18 protein-coding genes and 1 other annotated feature are annotated in these 18807 nt (G+C 48.0%); of the genes, 14 read left to right on the forward strand and 4 right to left on the reverse strand.

Going from position 1 to position 18807, the window contains the following annotated elements; genetic code table 11:
* Positions 1 to 31: 31 nt before the first annotated feature.
* Complete coding sequence (gene leuB / locus C7R94_RS11965; protein WP_106781315.1) at positions 32 to 1126, forward strand: 3-isopropylmalate dehydrogenase; 1095 nt, start codon at positions 32 to 34, stop codon at positions 1124 to 1126.
* A gap of 73 nt (positions 1127 to 1199) precedes the next feature.
* Here leuB and C7R94_RS11970 read toward each other — a convergent pair whose 3' ends face one another.
* Entirely contained in the window at positions 1200 to 2546 is a 1347-nt protein-coding gene (locus C7R94_RS11970) for a TrkH family potassium uptake protein (RefSeq protein ID WP_106781317.1), read from the reverse strand.
* 86 nt (positions 2547 to 2632) lie between these two features.
* Complete coding sequence (locus tag C7R94_RS11975) at positions 2633 to 4075, reverse strand: aminotransferase-like domain-containing protein (protein ID WP_106781320.1); 1443 nt, start codon at positions 4073 to 4075, stop codon at positions 2633 to 2635.
* 174 nt (positions 4076 to 4249) lie between these two features.
* Between C7R94_RS11975 and C7R94_RS11980 the strand changes: the two genes are divergently transcribed.
* From C7R94_RS11980 to C7R94_RS12025, 10 genes are all read left to right on the forward strand, one after another.
* A complete protein-coding gene (locus C7R94_RS11980) occupies positions 4250 to 4756 on the forward strand; it encodes a MogA/MoaB family molybdenum cofactor biosynthesis protein (RefSeq protein ID WP_106781322.1) in 507 nt (168 codons plus the stop codon).
* A 121-nt stretch (positions 4757 to 4877) separates the two neighbouring features.
* Complete coding sequence (locus C7R94_RS11985; RefSeq protein ID WP_106781325.1) at positions 4878 to 6656, forward strand: B12-binding domain-containing radical SAM protein; 1779 nt, start codon at positions 4878 to 4880, stop codon at positions 6654 to 6656.
* Between the two features lie 40 nt (positions 6657 to 6696).
* Positions 6697 to 6837 (forward strand): hypothetical protein, encoded by a 141-nt coding sequence (locus C7R94_RS30605; protein WP_233220537.1) that lies wholly within the window; start codon positions 6697 to 6699, stop codon positions 6835 to 6837.
* A gap of 118 nt (positions 6838 to 6955) precedes the next feature.
* A complete protein-coding gene (locus C7R94_RS11995) occupies positions 6956 to 7573 on the forward strand; it encodes a DedA family protein (RefSeq protein ID WP_088906555.1) in 618 nt (205 codons plus the stop codon).
* A 3-nt stretch (positions 7574 to 7576) separates the two neighbouring features.
* Positions 7577 to 7960, forward strand: a complete 384-nt coding sequence (locus C7R94_RS12000; RefSeq protein WP_106781327.1) for a DUF1294 domain-containing protein — start codon at positions 7577 to 7579, stop codon at positions 7958 to 7960.
* Between the two features lie 94 nt (positions 7961 to 8054).
* Positions 8055 to 9335 (forward strand): kynureninase, encoded by a 1281-nt coding sequence (gene kynU, locus C7R94_RS12005; RefSeq protein WP_106781330.1) that lies wholly within the window; start codon positions 8055 to 8057, stop codon positions 9333 to 9335.
* Positions 9336 to 9455: 120 nt separating this feature from the next.
* Complete coding sequence (locus C7R94_RS12010; RefSeq protein WP_106781332.1) at positions 9456 to 10994, forward strand: spore germination protein; 1539 nt, start codon at positions 9456 to 9458, stop codon at positions 10992 to 10994.
* On the forward strand, positions 10991 to 12151 hold the full coding sequence (locus C7R94_RS12015; protein ID WP_106781335.1) for a GerAB/ArcD/ProY family transporter: 1161 nt from the start codon (positions 10991 to 10993) through the stop codon (positions 12149 to 12151). The genes C7R94_RS12010 and C7R94_RS12015 overlap by 4 nt, the downstream gene beginning before the upstream one ends.
* Positions 12144 to 13304 carry a Ger(x)C family spore germination protein gene (locus C7R94_RS12020; RefSeq protein ID WP_106781338.1) on the forward strand — a complete coding sequence of 387 codons (1161 nt, stop codon included), beginning with the start codon at positions 12144 to 12146 and terminating at the stop codon, positions 13302 to 13304. Before C7R94_RS12015 ends, C7R94_RS12020 begins: the two co-directional genes overlap by 8 nt.
* Before the next feature lie 13 nt (positions 13305 to 13317).
* Positions 13318 to 14448, forward strand: a complete 1131-nt coding sequence (locus tag C7R94_RS12025) for a GerAB/ArcD/ProY family transporter (RefSeq protein ID WP_106781340.1) — start codon at positions 13318 to 13320, stop codon at positions 14446 to 14448.
* Between the two features lie 44 nt (positions 14449 to 14492).
* Here C7R94_RS12025 and sspI read toward each other — a convergent pair whose 3' ends face one another.
* Positions 14493 to 14729, reverse strand: coding sequence for a small acid-soluble spore protein SspI (sspI, locus tag C7R94_RS12030; RefSeq protein WP_106781343.1), 237 nt, complete (start codon positions 14727 to 14729; stop codon positions 14493 to 14495).
* 171 nt (positions 14730 to 14900) lie between these two features.
* Here sspI and C7R94_RS12035 point away from each other — a divergent pair, with 171 nt between their 5' ends.
* Positions 14901 to 15554, forward strand: a complete 654-nt coding sequence (locus C7R94_RS12035) for a potassium channel family protein (protein WP_007728524.1) — start codon at positions 14901 to 14903, stop codon at positions 15552 to 15554.
* Between the two features lie 4 nt (positions 15555 to 15558).
* Entirely contained in the window at positions 15559 to 16374 is an 816-nt protein-coding gene (locus tag C7R94_RS12040; protein ID WP_047070987.1) for a TrmH family RNA methyltransferase, read from the forward strand.
* A 219-nt stretch (positions 16375 to 16593) separates the two neighbouring features.
* Here C7R94_RS12040 and C7R94_RS12045 read toward each other — a convergent pair whose 3' ends face one another.
* Positions 16594 to 17313 carry a DUF2225 domain-containing protein gene (locus tag C7R94_RS12045; RefSeq protein ID WP_106781345.1) on the reverse strand — a complete coding sequence of 240 codons (720 nt, stop codon included), beginning with the start codon at positions 17311 to 17313 and terminating at the stop codon, positions 16594 to 16596.
* 120 nt (positions 17314 to 17433) lie between these two features.
* Positions 17434 to 17719: a binding site (T-box leader), on the forward strand.
* Positions 17720 to 17770: 51 nt separating this feature from the next.
* Between C7R94_RS12045 and pheS the strand changes: the two genes are divergently transcribed.
* Positions 17771 to 18805, forward strand: a complete 1035-nt coding sequence (pheS, locus tag C7R94_RS12050; protein ID WP_106781348.1) for a phenylalanine--tRNA ligase subunit alpha — start codon at positions 17771 to 17773, stop codon at positions 18803 to 18805.
* The last annotated feature ends 2 nt before the right edge of the window (positions 18806 to 18807 follow it).

The raw sequence follows: 18807 nt of genomic DNA on the forward strand, positions 1-18807 counted from the left end.
AACCATTACGTATAGAAAAGCGGGATAAACGATGAAGAAAAACTATCGCATCGCCGTTCTTCCTGGAGACGGTATTGGACCAGAAATCATGGAGGAAGCGGTCAAAGTCCTTACACTCGTAGGGGAGCTTGAAGGTGTTACTTTTACATGTGAAGAAGGCCGGATCGGTGGTATCGCAATCGATACGGATGGAACACCTTTGCCAGAAGAAACGGTAACGCTGGCAAAGCAAGCGGATGCTGTGCTCTTGGGAGCCGTTGGCGGACCGAAGTGGGATCAGAATCCTGGGCATCTTCGCCCGGAAACAGGGCTGCTCGGCATTCGCAAAGCACTCGGTTTGTTTGCGAACATTCGCCCAGCTACCATGCACAGCTCACTGGTGGATGCTTCCACTCTCAAGCCAGAGGTCGTTTCTGGCGTTGACCTGATCGTTGTACGTGAACTGACCGGGGGGATTTATTTCGGTGAGAAAAAACGCTATGACGGTCCAAATGGTGAAGTCGCAGAAGATCAGTGCATCTATCATGAAGCAGAAGTCGAGCGAATCATTCGAGTCGGCTTCGACATTGCACGCAAACGCCAAAAGCGTCTCGTATCTGTAGATAAGGCAAACGTCCTCGAAAGCTCCCGCCTCTGGCGCAAGGTAGCTGAGCGAGTAGCGGCTGGCTATCCAGATGTAGAGCTGTCTCACCAGTTGGTAGACTCCTGCGCGATGCAGCTCGTGCGTGAACCAAAACAGTTTGACGTCATCGTGACGGAAAACATGTTTGGCGACATCTTGAGCGATCAGGCAGCGATGCTGACTGGTTCGATTGGGATGCTGTCCTCGGCGAGTCTGGCGGCAGGCAGCTTTGGCTTGTATGAACCGGTTCATGGCTCTGCCCCTGACATTGCTGGAAAAGGCATTGCCAATCCGCTGGCAACCATTTTGTCTGTTGCGATGATGCTTCGTCTCTCGCTGGGTATGGATGAAGCGGCAGCAGCAGTGGAAAACGCAGTATGGTCCGTACTGGAAGCAGGACATCGCACTGGCGATATCGCGGCAGACAGAAGCAAAGCGATTGGTACAATCGAGATGGGCCAACTGGTTCGCGACGAGCTGTCCAAACAGTGGAAAAAACAATAACGTAAGCACAAAACAAAACCCTGCCAAAGTCCTTCGGGTGCTTTGGCAGGGTTTTCTCCGTTTTTATAACGGCTTATCCGATGGTGATCCTCCCTTTTGGATAGCGGAAGTACTCCTTTTGTTTGCGCTGTGCAAGGGCAAAGGCAATCGTGAGAGGTCCTAAACGACCAGCAAACATTGTCAAAATGATCAGGGTTTTCCCGATCGGAGTCAGATGAGGGGTCAGCCCCATGGATAGTCCAGTCGTAGCAAACGCGGAAGTGACCTCGAACAGGATCATCTCGAATCGGGCACTTGTTTCTGTAATAGAAAGCACCATCGTGATCACAAGGACAATGAACAAGGAGATCATCGTTAATGTCAGCGATTTGTAGACCATGTGAGGCAGGATGCGTTGCCGGAAGAAGATCACGTCTTCTTTTCCTTTCATTTGGGCGACAACAGCACCAATCAGTGTGGCGAATGTCGTTGTCTTGATACCGCCACCCGTCGATCCTGGAGAAGCACCGATGAACATCAGGATAATAATGAGGAAAAGGGACGACTGATACATGTCACCGATACTTAAGGTGTTTGAACCTGCCGTACGTGCTGTGACTGACTGATAAAGCGAGCCAAGCACTTTGCCCATCATAGACAACGGTTGCAAGGTCTTCGGATTCGTGTACTCCAAAATAAAGATAAGAGCAGTTCCTGCTACAATTAATATCCCGGTAGTAGACAAAACGACCTTCGTATGTAGAGAAAGGCGGCGCGTTTGACGGTAATCGTACAGCTCACTCACAACTATGAATCCGATCCCGCCGAGGATGATCAACAGACAGACAACAAGGGTGACAACTGGGTCATCCACATAGGCTGTCAAGCTGGCGAATTCACCCATCAGGTCAAAACCAGCGTTGTTAAAGTTAGAAACCGCATGGAAAAAGCCGAAGTAGATCGCTTTTTGCAGAGGAAAGTCAAAGGCAAAACGAATAGAGAGAAGCACTCCACCTATTAACTCAGTAATCGCAGTAAAAACCAGGATCATTTTGGCTAATCGTACAACACCTTCTATTGACATCTGATTCAGCGATTCTTGCAGGATGAGCCGTTCACGCAATGAGATTCTTTTACGCATAATCAGTGCGAAAAAGGTAGCGAACGTCATAAATCCGAGACCGCCAATTTGGATGAGCGACAAAATGACGAGTTGACCAAAGGTAGTGAAAGTCGTTCCGGTATCAACGACAACCAAGCCTGTTACACAAGTAGCAGAGGTGGCTGTAAACAGAGCGTCAAGCCAATGCAGACCAAGTCCATCTACTGTAGCGACGGGAAGTGTCAAAAGCAGCGCTCCCAAGAAGATGATCAAGGCAAACCCAAGAACAAGCGTTTTTGGTGGATCAAGGTGAAGCTTTTCTACGATTTTTTTAATCATAGCAGGTTATACCTCGGCTTTTTTCGAGTCTTGTGTATGGGAAGGAGGGAAATCCATCTCTTAGTATGGCATTTCCCTCGGAAATCTTACCGAAGAAGAGCAGCACCCAATCGGTGAAGCCAATGTTTCAACTCTCGTTCCTCCAGTGGAGCGAGTGGGAAACGGACAGCCGGGCAGCGTAGAGTATCGGCAGGCTCATCCGCTACGCGAAAAGCATGACCGCCTGTCAGCTCGAGACCTTCCTCACGCAGAATAGCGACGACTCTCTCTTCTTGTTCAGTTGCTCTTGCGGTTGGCGTGCCCCATTTGATCCACGTATTTAACCCGCCTGTTATGGGGAACATCCGTGCATGATCAGGGAGTGCTAGACGTCTTTCCTGCCAGAGTCGCAGGAAGCGGGCCTGGAACAGGGCGCGTCGATCTGCCAAAAACTCTTCGTAAAACCATGGATCATCGAGGAGTTGAACGGCTGCCTCTACGACGAGCAGGGAAGGTTCCGCTCCGGTCATGGAAACAAGCTGGCTGTAGCGCTCTAATTCATCATTCGATAAATCAGAAGGAAGCATTAACACGCCCAATTGCAGATCGCGAGCCAGTGTTTTGGACAAAGAATGCAAATAGTAGACCTCGATTGTGCTTTTTGCCTGCGCAGCCATCTGGTACAGCGGAACGCTCGGCTCTTCAAACCAGAGGTCGCCATAATGATCGTTTTCAATAAGACGTACATTATGATTTTGTGCCCATTCGAGCAGCTCTTCCTTTCGTTTCAACGAATAGCTGATGCCTGTAGGGAATTGATAATGCGGGTTAATCAACAGCCAATTGGCAGGGTAATGCTCCTGCTCTTCATTGAGGGCTTGAATACAAACGCCTTCCTCATCCATGCGAATCGGGCGAACCGTAATACCGCACTGGCTCAGTAGGCGCAGGAACACGGGATAGCTATACTCCTCCACGTAGACGACATCACGCGCATTCATGACGCGCTGTGCTAGAAAGGCGAAGCCGCTCGTGCTTCTGTTAAAAAGCAGAAGGCGCTCTGGAGAGTGGGGCAGTCCCCTTCGGCTGAGATGATCAGCGAAAACCTTGGCAGCCTGCGTTCGCATGATTTTCTTTTTGGCTGATGGTTCATCCAATACGGTCAGGCTCTCATAAAAAGCACCACGCAATCGCTTCACCAGCTCTTCGCTTGGACGAGGAGAGGAATCAGCTAGAGAAGCGATCGGGATATCTGTGAGCGGGAGACGATTTTCCAAACGAGCTTCTTTGGCGAGCTGCGTCAAGTAATAGCCTTTGCCGTGCACAGCCTCCAGCCAGCCTTCCAGTGCTAGATGATCGTATGCTTTTTTGACTGTCTCCAACGAACAGCCGCTGATTGTTTTCATATCTCGCAGTGATATCAATTGTTGTCCATCTACAAGAAAGGCACCGCGCAGAATCGCTGTTTTCAATTGTTCAGCGAGTTGTACATAGATCGGTGTGTGCGATTGTTTGTGGAAATGAAAAGAAAAATAAGGTCGCTCTGGCATTCGCGCACGCCTCCTTGTCTGTCGAAAAATAGCAGTCATCAGCATTATATAGGAAAGCGAAGCATCTCGGGTATAGGTAGTGAAGAAATTGTTGCCGGAACGACGAGGGTATTGGAAACCCGAACATGGTATCATGAGAAGAAGAGATATATAGAAGAAATGAGGAAATTACGGATGAGTACGCAGGAACACAAGGCGCTATCGCCCAAGCAAGTCACATGCATGGTCATTACCGTTTCCGATACCCGGACTGAGGATACAGATAAAAGCGGACAATTAATGAAGCAGCTTCTGATTGAAGCCGGTCACAGTGTTGCGCTTTATCAAATAGTAAAGGACGAGCCTGTACAGGTCATTGAGGCGATTGAAGCGGGAATCGCACATGAAGACGTTCAAGTCATTCTTCTTAATGGCGGTACTGGCATTTCGCCCCGAGACAATACTTTTGAGGCTGTTTCTGGCTTACTTGATAAGGAAATGCCAGGATTTGGCGAGCTGTTTCGGATGTTGAGCTTTACAGAAGACATCGGCTCGGCAGCGATGCTCAGTCGTGCGATTGCAGGGACGCGGAAAGGGAAAATGATTTTTTCCACGCCAGGCTCGACAGGTGCCGTGCGACTGGCGATGAATCGGTTGATCGTGCCGGAGCTGGGGCATGTGGTGCGCGAATTAAACCGGTAACGATTTGCCGTTACTAGCCTCGTATGGTACTGTTACGAAAGGAAAAAGATCGGTCAGACCTGAACCATCGATTGCAGATGGTTTTTTGGTGCCGAATTTTGCAAGGAGAGTAGACCCATCCATGAAGATTTTACTATCGACTTTAAACGCCAAGTTTATTCACTCCTCACTCGCTTTGCGTTATTTGCGAAGCTATGCCCAGGAAGCATTTCCTTCGATTGAGCTGGTGGAGTATACCATCAACGATGTGACGTTAAATATAGTAGCAGATATACACAAGCGCAAGCCGGATGTCGTTGCATTTTCCTGTTATATCTGGAACATTCGCGAGACCCTTAGTGTCATGCGCACGCTGAAAAAGATTTGCCCGGATGTTCCGATTATCCTCGGGGGACCAGAAGTGACCTATGATGCGGATGAATGGATGAAGAAGCATCCTGAGATCGATGTCATCTGCATTGGTGAAGGGGAGCAGACCTTCTTGGAGCTTTTGCAGGTGTATCAGGAAGCGTTGCAAACCAAGCAGCCTCCACGCCTGCGTGATGTAGCCGGAATCGCTTATCGCGAAGAGGAGTACGTGCGCTTTTCCATGCCGCGTGCTCAGGTTGAAGAGATGGACAGCATTCCTTCCCCATACGCGGATCATCTGGACGAGCTGAACAACCGCGTCGTCTATTTTGAGGCATCTCGTGGCTGTCCGTTCAAATGCCAATACTGTCTGTCTTCGATTGAAGACGGCGTACGCTATTTCAGTCTGGAACGAGTGAAAGAAGATCTCATGCGTTTGATCAATCACGGCGTCAAAACGATCAAGTTCGTGGATCGCACATTTAACATCAATAAAAAATATGCGTTGGAAATCTTTCAGTTTTTGATCGACAACCACAATGGCACGATCTTTCAATTCGAGATTACGGCAGACATTTTGCGCGCGGACGTACTCGACTTCTTGACCGAGAACGCACCTCCAGGCATTTTCCGCTTCGAGATTGGGGTTCAGTCCACGAATGATGAGACCAACCGCCTTGTTCAACGGATTCAGCGCTTCGATCGCCTTGCGCGTACAGTGACACAGATCAAGGAGTCGAAAAAAATCGATCAGCATTTGGACTTGATCGCTGGCTTGCCTGAGGAAGATTACGCGTCCTTCCGCAAAACCTTCAACGACGTGTTTAGTCTGCGCCCGGAAGAACTTCAGCTCGGTTTTTTGAAAATGCTGCGTGGGACAGGTGTTCGTGCGCGTGCGGCTAATCACGGCTATGTTTTTATGGATGAGGCTCCTTACGAAATTTTGGGGAATAACGTCCTTTCCTTTGATGACATGCAAAAAATCAAGCGTGTAGAAGACATTTTGGAAAAGTACTGGAATGCGCACAGGATGGACTATACAGTGGAATGGCTGTTGGCGAATCAGTTCGAAACGGCTTTTGACTTCTTCCAGGCATTTGGCGACTATTGGGAAAATCAAGGCTGGAGCCGTATCGGTCACCAATTAGAGGATTTGTTCGTGCGCTTGCAGAAGTTTTTGCAATTCCAGCAAGTTGAGGGTATGGGTCATGTGCTCAGCATGATGAAATTCGATTTCCTGCGCAACCAGAAGCATCGCCCGCGCAAGCTATGGTGGGAGGATGTCATGGACAAGGAAGAGATGCAACAGACGTTCGCTGTCCTAACCGAGCAGCGTGAGCGACTCCGCGATGATTTTGCGGCACATGCTGCATTGGAAAAAGATTACTTCAAGCACACGCTGACTGCCAAGGTGACCTTTGACATTGAAAAATGGATGGAGACCGGTGAGCTTGTCGAGGGAGATTTTACACTCATCGTGTATTATCCGTACAAAGATGAAGAGCAAAATGCTTTTGCTGTAGTCAAGCAGGACGTCCAAGCAGCAGGCTAAACCACCGGATGATCAGATGATTTGGGGGGAGGAGACACAGATGAACGCAAGCGGGTATACGGAAGCTGTCGAGGAACGATTGCGTGCACATAGTGATTCGATTGTGGCTGGTCTCACCCCCCTTTTCCTTGATGAAAGAGTATCTGTACTTGATAAAATACGTAAATCTATTGCAAAATAAACAAGTACCTTTTTTGAGGTTCATAACGTAATAAATAGAGTCAGATATCGTGCGATGCCATAGCTGCTAGTATGTCAAGAAATGACCGCACTGTGGCAAGGATAGGGGATTTTGCCTCATGGAAGTCGACCTGCTAATGTCCATCATAGAGCAATACGGCTACGTAGCGATTTTTTTCATGCTTTGGCTGGGGATTGTAGGTTTGCCGATTCCCGATGAGCTGGTTGTCGCTACAGGAGGATTTCTTGCCTCCATTGGCGTTTTAAACCCTTGGTATTCTTTTTTAGCGGGATATTTAGGGGTTGCCTCCGGATTGACGATTGGCTTTTTACTTGGAAAGTACTTTGGGAAACCGATATTGCAATGGCTGTGCAAAACCGAGAAAATGAGAAACGCCGTGAATCGATCAACGGGCTTGCTGGAGAAGTATGGAACTACTGCTCTTTGCATCAGTTACTTATTTCCGGTAGTCCGTCATGTTGTCCCTTATTTGGTCGGACTGGGCGGTATGACGTTCCGTCGTTATGCGATGCTGTCATATCCGATCGGGTTGGTTTGGACCATCGCTTTTTACTTTCTCGGCCATGTATTCGGTAATAATGTGGAAGCCATAATCGAAGTCATCCGTAAATACGGTTTCTACGCTTTGCTGGTGATCGTGGTTGTATTGGCTGTGGTATTCTTCGTACGCAAGCAGTTTATGGGAAATCGGGCATATCGGGCAAAAGGAGAATAAGAAATGTACCATCAACAATTAGCTGCCCACCGCCGCAATTTCGTGTTGGTGCTCGTTTTTAGTTGGGCCCTACTCTTGGCAGGATACTTCAATTCGAATGTCTGGGTGCTGGGGGCAGGAGCTCTACTGCTGAATGGCTATGCTTATTACCTGATGCAGGCAGACAAGCGTCTGGCTAAGGAAAAAGGCTTTCGGGTTCCGGAACTGAGCCTTCTGTTGGTCGCATTTTTAGGAGGAGGGATTGGTGCGCTTGAGGGTATGCTCATTCAACGGCATAAGACCAAGCATACCTCTTTTCGCATCCTGCTCCCACTCTTTTGCATCGCGCAAATCTTCCTAGTCATTTGGGTAATACAACTATATTTGGATAAGAATCTCGTGTCGTAGGTGGCACGGGATTTTCTTTTTACGAAAGTGATTCTCTTGTTTGAAAATTCAGCCTATAATAGGAGTAACGATAGAACGAGCTGAGGAGGTAGCTATGTCTCAATCAAGCCCCTTAACGAAAACGTACGCACAGCAATTGGATGCACAGGACGAACTCGCGAGCTATCGCGAAGAGTTTTATCTGCTTTCGAGCCTGTATTTGGATGGAAACTCGCTTGGCCTCATGTCAAAAAGAGCGGAAAAGAGCGTCATGGATATGATGCAGGCTTGGAAGGAGCTGGGTGTGGAAGGCTGGACAACGGGTAATCATCCGTGGTTTTTCTTTTCGGAGAAATTGGGAGAGATGAGCGCAGCACTTGTAGGGGCAAGCGCTGAGGAAGTGATCGTCACGGGATCTACGACGATCAACCTGCATCAGCTGGCAGCTACCTTCTATCATCCGATTGGGAAGAGGACGAAGGTCGTTGCTACCGAACTGGATTTCCCTACCGATATATACGCACTCCAGAGTCAAATGAAGCTCCATGGGTTGGACCCGGAAGAGCAATTGGTTCGGGTAGCGTCAAGAGATGGCCGCTTGATCGAAGAAGAGGATATTATCGATGCAATGACAGATGAAGTAGCACTGGTTGTCCTCCCGACCGTCCTGTATCGCAGCGGCCAGCTGCTCGATATCGAACGGTTGACAGCAGCCGCACATGAGCGAGGCATTCTGATTGGTTTTGACGGATGTCATTCTGTAGGCGCGATCCCACATTCCTTCAGCAAATGGGGAGTGGATTTTGCATACTGGTGTAACTACAAATACGTAAATGCAGGGCCTGGAAGTGTGGGCAGTCTATATGTCAACCGCAAGCATTTTGGCAGGACACCTGGATTGGCGGGATGGTTCAGCTCGAAAAAGGATAAGCAATTTGACATGGACCATAGGCTGGATGTATGTGAAAGTGCGGGTGCTTACCAGATTGGTACTCCACATATGCTGAGTCTCGCCCCTCTGCTTGGTTCTTTGGAAATGTTCCAGGAGGTGTCCGTGGAAAAGCTTCGTACCAAGTCGCTCGGCTTAACGCGCTTCATGATGGATTTGATCGAGGTGGAGCTGGCAGACATGGGCTTTACGATTGCAAACCCACAGCAGGATGAACGCCGAGGCGGGCATGTCAGCCTTGAGCACGACGAGGCCATACGCATATGCAAGGCCTTGAAGGAAGCGGGTATTATTCCTGATTTCCGTGCACCAAACATCATCCGATTAGCTCCTGTAGCTTTCTATACGACTTACACAGAGGTTTGGGAAAGTGTGCAGATCTTAAAGACGATCATGCTGGAGAAGAGCTACGAGAAATTTGAAAACAAACGCGAGGTAGTTGCGTAACAGGTCCGACTTGGACCTGTTTTTCTTTTTGAACAGGGCCTTTTACGGGATTTCCTTTCCATTATTGGGCACACTATCCGTACCTGTACGCAGGCTACATTCCATGGAAGGGTGAGCAGGATGAGCCAGTTTTTTCAAGCATGGCAAAAAAGAAAAGAAGCCCTTCAGTCAAAAACGTTAGAGCAGCACTCTGACAAGAGTATGGAAAGTGTATCGGATGTTGCGCTCACGACAAATGTGGAAGAAAACATCCAATTGATTCAGGCGCAGTTTGGAAAGTGTGACGATCTCGTCGTTCGTCGTTTTCAAACCAAGTCGAAAGCTCAAGCCGCTATCGTTTTTATAGATGGCATGGTGGATCGCAATGTCATCAGTGATTTTATTATTCGCTATATGACGACTCCTGATATCACCTATCATGATCCGGCGACAAATGAGCTGGATTTGACAGACAAACTGAGGCAGATCGTCCGAAATATTTTGTCTGGATGTGCGGTACTGATCATCGATGGGTGTCAAAATGCTTACTTGAATAACACGAGAGGTTGGGACAGGCGTTCGGTGGAAGAGCCCCAGACGGAGTCAGTAGTACGAGGGCCACGCGATGGGTTTTGTGAGACGTTGTGCGTGAATGCAGCGCTGGTCCGCTTCCGCTTGAAGGACCCCAATCTCAGAGTGCGTCATATGGTTGTCGGGGAACGAACACAGACAGACATCTATGTCATGTACATCGAAGGGATTGCGTATCCCCCGATGGTGGAGGAAGTGATTGCGAGAATAGAGAGCATTCATGTGGATTCTGTACTGGAAAGCGGCTATATCGAACAAATGATCCAGGATCGCAGATGGTCTCCATTCCCGCAGATTCAAAATACAGAACGTCCCGACAAAGTAGTGGCCAATTTATTGGAAGGGAAAGTAGGCATTCTGGTAGACGGTACGCCGTTCGGTTTAATTGCTCCGGCAGTACTTTCGCAGTTTTATCAGAGTCCCGAGGATTATTACGAGCGATTTTACATCGCGACCTTGATCCGTTTCATCCGGATTATCAGTATTAGCATCGCGTTGATGCTTCCCTCTCTTTACATCGCTTTTAGCTCGTTTCATCCGGAGATGATTCCTTCTCGTTTGGTCATTGCGATGGCGGCAGGACGATCTACCGTTCCATTCCCATCTTTAATCGAAGCTCTGTTTATGGAGCTGGCCATCGAGATTTTGAGGGAAGCCAGCGTGAGGCTGCCTGGGCCCATAGGTCCGACAATCGGGATTGTTGGCGCACTCGTGGTAGGGGAAGCGGCGGTAACCGCCGGACTTGTCAGTCCAGTTATGGTAATCATCGTGGCCGTGACGACAATCGGTTCATTCGCATCACCTAGCTACAGTGCAGCGATCTCCATTCGCATGCTCAGGTTTCCGGTAATGTTCCTAGCAGGGATGTTTGGATTATACGGTATTATGCTGTTTTTGATCGTCATCCTCATTCACTTGTCTTCACTGAAATCGTTTGGAGTGCCCTACATGACCCCACTTAGTCCGCTCAACCTGACGGGAATGAAGGACATGTTCATACGGGTCCCCCATTCTCTTATGAAAACAAGACCGATGATGTTTCATGTTCAAGATAAAACGCGAATAAGAGAGGAGGATAACCGGAAATGAGCCGGAACGAGGGGCACAGCTGGCACCAAAATCTATCGATGTGGCAGCAAATTTGTCTCATGACAAGTACCTTGATCGGTGTCGGCGTTTTGACCCTTCCTCGTACCACCAGCTCCAAATTATTCGAGGCAGGCTGGATCGCACCTCTGATTGGCTCAGCAGGTGCGTTTGTTTCCTTATGGTTAATTGTCAAATTGAGCAAGCGATACCCGGGGGAAACATTCATTGAATATAGTCACAAGGTATGGGGTTCGGCCAGTCGGCCTTGGGTGGGCAAAGTATTCAGCTTTCCTTGGATTAGTATCTATCTGGTATACCTGTACTTCTCCACGGCAATCGTTTCTCGGGTTTTTGGTGAGGTGGTTGTGACGTCCGTTCTTTGGCAGACTCCATTGGAAGCTATGCTCATGACAATGTTTTTGCTAGTTTTCTTTTTGTGCATGCATGAGGTGGAAGTGGTCGCCCGCGTGAACGAGCTATTGTTTCCTTTTATTATCTTGCCGCTGCTATTCATCGCGCTTGCGTCGTTCCAAAAAGCGGAATTTGGGAATCTCCTGCCAATCAATCATGTATCAATTCGTTCGATGGCGGAGGGGGTATACGAAGGGATTTATTCCTATTCCGGATTTGAAATTATGTTCGTTTTTTTCGCCTATGCACAGAAAAACACGAACAAGGAATTGGCTGGATTCTACAGTCTTTTAATTGCCGCACTGATCTACATGTTAATTGTTGTCGCTGGTATCTCGGTATTCGGATACGAAGAACTACAAAGGGTAACGTGGCCGACGCTTGAATTGGTCAAGACGACGCAGGTGCCTGGATTTATTTTAGAACGGTTGGAGTCGGCTTTTTTGGCGGTGTGGGTTTCGGCTGTTTTCACTACGGTAGCAAATGCGTTTTACGTCGTCGTTTACTCACTGAGACAGTTGTTTCGGAAAGGAATTTGGTTTCAAAGAATCATGGCTGCAATCCTGCTCGTCCCTTTGTTCTACTTTTCCCTTATACCGCAAAACATCCCGGAGGTATTTCAAGTAGCTTCGTTGTTGGGGTTGTCTAGCTTATTCATCAATTTGCTCATCCCTGTCGTTTACTGGGTAGTCATACTCATCCGTGACATGATGTCCAAACGGGAGGAGGAGGATGTCGATGGGTAAGTATCTGAGGTGCTTTACTCTGTTTTTCATCTGTATATGCCTATTGACCGGGTGTTGGGACAGGCGTGAATTGGAAGAGCGGGCATCAGTATTGGCGATTGCGATCGATCAGGCAGAAGAGGATGAAAACTTGTTTAAAATGACCGTCCAAATTCCAATTCCGATCAAAATCGCGGGTAGCAGCGGGCAGGGGGGAGGAAGCAATGCGGATGCAGTGAAAATCATGAGCGCCACGGGACGAACGGTAACAGATGCTACCAACAACCTGCAAATGCGATTGAACCAACGATTGTTTCTTGGACATACGCGTGTTCTTGCCTTGAGTGAGGAGGTCGCCAAGGAGGGGATTCAAGACATTATGGACAGTGTTCGCCGCGAACCGCAAATACGGCGCCTCTTGTGGCCGATCGTCGTAAAAGGCAAGGCCTCTACTCTGCTGGAAATCAAGCCGGGGCTGGAGCAAATTCCGGTCGTCTTCTTGATGGGGTTGATCGAGAATGGAACGAAATTAGGGAGAATCCCGGACCAAACGTTGGGTGACTATTTCAATCAGACCTCCAATGAAACCATGGAGCCGTTTCTTAATTATGTAGAAGCCACAAAAAAAGAGGTGAGCTGGAAGGGTGTTGCTGTGTTTCGCGGGCACAAGATGGTAGGAATACTGAATCGCGTACAGTCATGGACATTACTCCAACTACGCAATGAAAAACCAGGTGGAGACATTGTCATTCCATTGCCGAATACCAAAAACGGTTATGTGAGCTTCCGTCCGCACTTTGTGAAAAAAAAGCTGATGATTCAAGAACAAGGGAATACGAAATCAAAAGGATCGGAGTCCTTTTCAGCTACCTACCATTGCGAGCTTCAAGGGGATATCGTCGAATTAACAGAAGACCTAAAAATCCCGCCAGAGCAATTCATCGTACAAATGCAGGCACTTATCAAAAAAGAAATGGAAGAACGTGCAAAAAAACTCTTGCTGCAATTGCAAAAGCAATACAATAGCGACATTTTGAAGCTGGGTCTTACCCTTCGTGCAAAGCATTACCATGAATACTGGAAGAAGCACAACTGGAAGGAAGATTTCAGGGATTTTCCGATTCGTGTAAAATACACAATCAAGTTGCGGCGCCTTGGTATGGAAATGCAATAGGAGAGCGATCACTGTGGAAAATCAGCAACGCAATTTTGGTACCTGGCAGCTCACCAGCATTACGATCAATTCGATGATCGGAGTGGGGTTACTGACTATCCCGAGATCATCAACCGTTCTTCTTCATCAAATGGGCTGGCTTGGTCTCCTTGCAGGTGTTTTGGTGGTATTTGTAGCGGTGGCGTCCGTCGTGTATTTAGGCAACCAGTTTTCTGGCCTGACCTGTGTCGAATTTATGCCACAGATTTTTGGTGCAGTGCCAGGTGGAGTATGTGTTTTTCTGTTCATTCTCTATCAATTATTTAATGCCGGAATGGTAGCCAGATTGTTCGGGGAGGTTATCGTAACCTCTGTATTGCCTAATACCCCGTTGGAGGTAATTGTCGTCACTCTGCTCTTGCTCGTGATATTTCTTTGTTGTCATGAAATTGAAACCTTGGCAAGGGTAAATGAGCTGCTGATTCCTTTTCTTCTATTGCCCTCTGTCCTGATTCCTCTCGTCTCCTTTTTGAATGCAGAGTGGAACAATCTATTGCCAGTTCATGTAGAGTCATGGAAACATGTTGTGAAAACAGGTTTAGATACGTATTCGGTTTTCACTGGATATGAGCTGTTAATGGTTTATTTTGCTTTCTCTATCCCGGGAGCAAGGCTGCGAATGGCCAGTTTCACAGGTGTGAGTATTGTCTTTGTCGTATATGTGATTACCGTCATCGCAGGGATCGCTGTATTTGGCTATGAAGAATTGCAGAGGATGGTTTGGCCCTCCCTTGAACTGGTGAAGGTTACGCAGAGGGCAGGCTGGTTTTTGGAACGTTTTGAGTCAGCTTACCTCGCGATTTGGGTTGCTTCTGTGTTCACGTCAATCGGGAATATGTTTTATGCGACGGTTTTTTCGCTGCGGCGCTGGCTTCGCAAAGGCATTCGTTTTCAGCGAATCAGTGCTATCGTGATCATAGTGCCGCTTTTTTACCTATTATTAGTGCCGCAAAATATAGTGGAGTTGTTTGCTTATTCAGATCTCCTGATAAAACTGGGATACATCGTGACCATCATCATTCCCGTCTTGCTGGCAATCACCCAATTCATGCGCAATAAAATCCACAAAGCTCGGGAAGTGAACAATGAAAAGGGAGGGACATAGGGTCCCTCCCTTCGTAGCTTGCTTTTGTTCCGAAGAAGACGTGGTTAAATCGGTTTTTCTGCTTGCTCAGGCAAGTGCTCCGCGATGGTATTAATCATCGTCTGACGGGAGGAAGCATCGCTGTTTTGCCACAAAACTTCAAACAAAACGCCTAAACCGGGGAGAGTCTTCTCCTGACCGCTTGAGATCGCATCACTGATGGTTTCTTCCACTGCGTTTGGATCTGACCCTTGCATTTTGTACATGATCGCTTGTCGTAAATTGAGTGAGGCAATGTTCATGACCGTGCTTGCACCTCTCTTGTGAGAATGAATTCAAGAGATAGTATTTGTAAACGTGGATTTGTGCATACCATGCTTTTCGTACAAAACGTTTATGACCGTTTTGTGGGGGAGGTTTTTGTTGTGCTATAATGCTTGTTATTGGTAAGTTCCGTAAAGGAGAAGATTAACATGTCCAAGCAATTTGCCATTATCGGGATGGGACGTTTTGGTTCTAGCGTGGCGAGAACGCTGTACGAGATGGATTATGAAGTGATGGGAATAGATGAGAACGAGGAGCGTATTAACGAAAATATTCAGTATGTAACGCACGCGGTAGCAGCTGATTCTACGGATGAACGTGCCTTGAAGGAAATCGGCATCCGTAATTTTGACGTAGTCGTCGTGGCCATTGGGGTCGATATTCAGGCGAGCATCCTGACGGTATTGACGCTGAAAGACTTGGGTGTCAAAAAGATCGTGGCAAAAGCACAGAATGAGCGCCATGGACAAGTATTGTACAAGGTGGGAGCTGACCGTGTCGTATTCCCTGAGCGTGACATGGGAGTTCGGGTCGCCCACAATCTGATCTCTTCGAACGTACTTGACTTTATAGAGCTGGCAGAGGATTACAGTGTGGCGGAGGTAGTTGTGTCGTCCAAGCTGGTCGGTCAAAATCTGCGACAACTGGATATTCGGAAAAAATACGAGGTCAACGTTATTGCCATCAAAAGCGGAGATAAATTCAATATCGCTCCTAGCCCGGATGAAGTCATCCAATACGGCGACGTGCTTGTGGTGATCGGGAACAACAAAGACTTACGCGAATTTGAGGAGCGGGCATAGGTTTATGACAAATGAAATCATTTCTTCGGTACAAAACCCTCTGGTAAAGCGATTGCACCAGTTGCTGTCCCGGAAAGGACGGGAAGAGCAGCAGCGTTTTCTCGTGGAAGGGGCGCATCTGGTAGAGGAGGCGTTAAAAAGCGGGGCGGAGGTCGTCACGGTTATTTACGATCAGCAGCGTGACATGGACCCAGCCTGCCAACGTGCTCTGGCTAATCATCCGGAAGCTGTCCAGGTCATTGCGGCTTCAGAGGCAGTGCTGGCGAAGCTGTCCGAAACGAAGTCACCGCAAGGAATTGTGGCCGAAGTGAAAAAAACAGCAGCAGATTGGGCGAAATGGGTAGATAAGAAGAGAGAGGAACAAGGAAGCTTGCTGCTCCTCTTTTTGGACGAAATACAAGACCCCGGCAATCTCGGTACGATTTTGCGCACAGCAGAAGCGGCAGCAGTCGATGGTGTCGTACTTGGGAGTGGCAGTGTCGATATTTACAATGGAAAAGTAGTACGGGCCACAATGGGGGCACTGTTCCGCATCCCGGTCTTTACGCAATCGTTAGTCGAGACGGCAGATGAATGGAAGGCAAAGGGAGGGCGAGTTCTGATCTCTTCTTTGGAGCAAAACAGTGTTTCCTATGACGAGGCTGACTATGCTGGCCTAACGGCATTGGTCATAGGCAATGAAGGTAGAGGCGTTTCCAAAGAGATGTTTGCCAAAGCCGATCAATTCGTCCACATTCCCCTCTACGGCGGTGCGGAGTCACTGAATGCGGCAGTCGCGGCAGGAATTTTCGTCTATGAGGCACAGCGCAAAAGAAGATAATAGGTAAAGCCGACATCCTCGAGATTAAGGATGATCGGCTTTGTTTGTGTGATCCTTTGAAATTGATTACATGGGACCTACATTAAAATGGAATATATACACTTGAGTGCCACCGGAATAGACATCAACCCTATAGTAGCCTGGAGACGATGCAATCACTCGTCCTTGGGGTTTTTGCCATATCCTTCCAATTATCGCATAGAAAAAAGATCGGCATGTCTAGCCGATCTTTTGCTCGTTCTTTTTCTCTTTATACTCTTCACGCGCGAGTTGCCATTGATCTTGCGCCATCCGGATAATGCCGCTCTCAATGGTGTGGTTGCGAAAGGCGAGTGCCTTGCCGAAATACTTGATGGCCAAGTCAAACTTTTCGAGTCTGCGATAGAGCTCACCAATCAAGTACAGCAAGCGGACTTCGGTCATTTCCTTGTCACTACGTGTATAGTCAGAATGAATATACGATTGTTCATATTCTTCCACGGCCATATCGATAAAGCGCATTTCTTCCGCGACATTTTTCTCGAGTCGATAAAGCCATGCAAGGCGCAAATACAGACCTGCTTTTACGGAATGGGGCTGATCCGTTATTTCAGCTGCGTAAATGGCGAGCTTGTAGCTGACGATGGCTTCTGGTACATGTCGAACCTTGCCAAAATCTTTTGGCTTCCATTTCGAGGAGATTTGTTCATCCACAATTTGTTTTTGCCAGGGGGCGAGCTTGTCCCGGAATTGATCCGTAAAAGCAAAGCCGCATTCAGGGCAGACATTGACGGTATATAAAATGGGATTTAAAGATTGCTCTTTAAAAGTGGTATAAAAATCGCTGTCGCGATGGACCATCGTCAACGTGCCGCTTCTGATTCTTTTGGTCGAAAAGGTCGCTTGGCAATGGCGGCAGCTGCTTGTCTTATCGTAAAGGGCGGAAACATTGTCAATCATGTCAAAATCCCCTTTCGAATGGGTAACATACACATGAAAACACTCTCGTGATATGTAACATTTGTAGAATTGAAAGTTCTCTCTTGTTGCGCTATAATTTTCCTTACGTCACAATTATAACGTAAAGCGATGACGGAGACTAGTACGCAGGACCTATCTGTTTTTCAGGGAGAAGATGTCACAGACTGCGAGCATCTTTAACATGATAGCTGCCGAATTCACTCCAAAGCCGCACTCTGAACCGCTTTTTGCACAGTAGGAGCAGCCGGGTCATACCCGTTACCAATGATCTGAAGTGAGACAAATGTCTCTTTCCACTAGTGATATTGTCATGGAGTTGTCACAGGCTGGAAGTGAATTGTCTAACAAGGGTGGTACCGCGAGAAAAAAGTAACTCGTCCCTTTTTGAGGGGCGGGTTTTTCTTTTTCCAAAACAGAAATAAAGGAGCGATTCGAAGTGCAAACTCGGTTGCAAGAAATGAAAGAGTCCGCACTGGGCCAAATCAGCCAAGTGACAGAAGCCGCACAACTTCAGGATTTGCGCGTCAAATACCTGGGGAAAAAGGGCGAGTTGACAGAACTTCTGCGCGGCATGGGCAGCCTGACCCCAGAAGAGCGTCCAGTTGTCGGTCAACTGGTGAATGAAGTAAGGGAAGCGCTGGAAGCAGCGTTCTTTGGCAAACAAAAAGCTTTTGAAGAGGCGGCTTTGAATGCCAAGCTTTCTTCTCAAACGATCGATGTGACACTGCCAGGACGTCCAGTACCAGCAGGCACCATGCACCCCCTTTCTCGGATCATTGAAGAGATCGAAGACATCTTCATCGGCCTGGGCTTTGAGGTGGCAGAAGGTCCTGAGGTAGAAATGGACCACTTTAACTTCGAGATGCTGAACCTGCCGAAGGATCATCCGGCACGCGATATGCAAGATACGTTTTACGTCACAGAAGAACTACTGCTCCGTACGCAGACATCTCCTGTGCAAGCACGTACGATGTTGAAAAAAGAAGGCAAGACCCCACTCAAAATGATCTGTCCGGGTAAAGTGTACCGCCGCGATGATGACGATGCGACACATTCCCACCAATTCACGCAGATCGAGGGTCTCGTGATTGATAAAAAAATCGGGATGAGTGACTTGAAAGGTACCCTTTTGACGTTTGCCCGTCAAATGTTCGGGGAAAACCAACAAATTCGTCTTCGCCCAAGCTTCTTCCCGTTCACGGAGCCTTCCGTTGAAGTAGACCTGCAATGCTTCAACTGCGGCGGTCAAGGTTGCCGTGTATGTAAGCAAACAGGCTGGATCGAGATTTTGGGTGCTGGTATGGTACACCCGCGCGTATTGGAAATGGCTGGTTACAACCCTGAAGAAGTCAGCGGCTTTGCATTCGGTATGGGTGTAGAACGAATTGCGATGCTCAAATACGCGGTAGAGGACATCCGCCATTTTTATACCAACGACGTTCGTTTCCTGCGTCAGTTCAATCGAGGCTAGAG

The organism is Brevibacillus sp. NRRL NRS-603, assembly GCF_003013445.1.
Taxonomy (GTDB): domain Bacteria; phylum Bacillota; class Bacilli; order Brevibacillales; family Brevibacillaceae; genus Brevibacillus; species Brevibacillus formosus.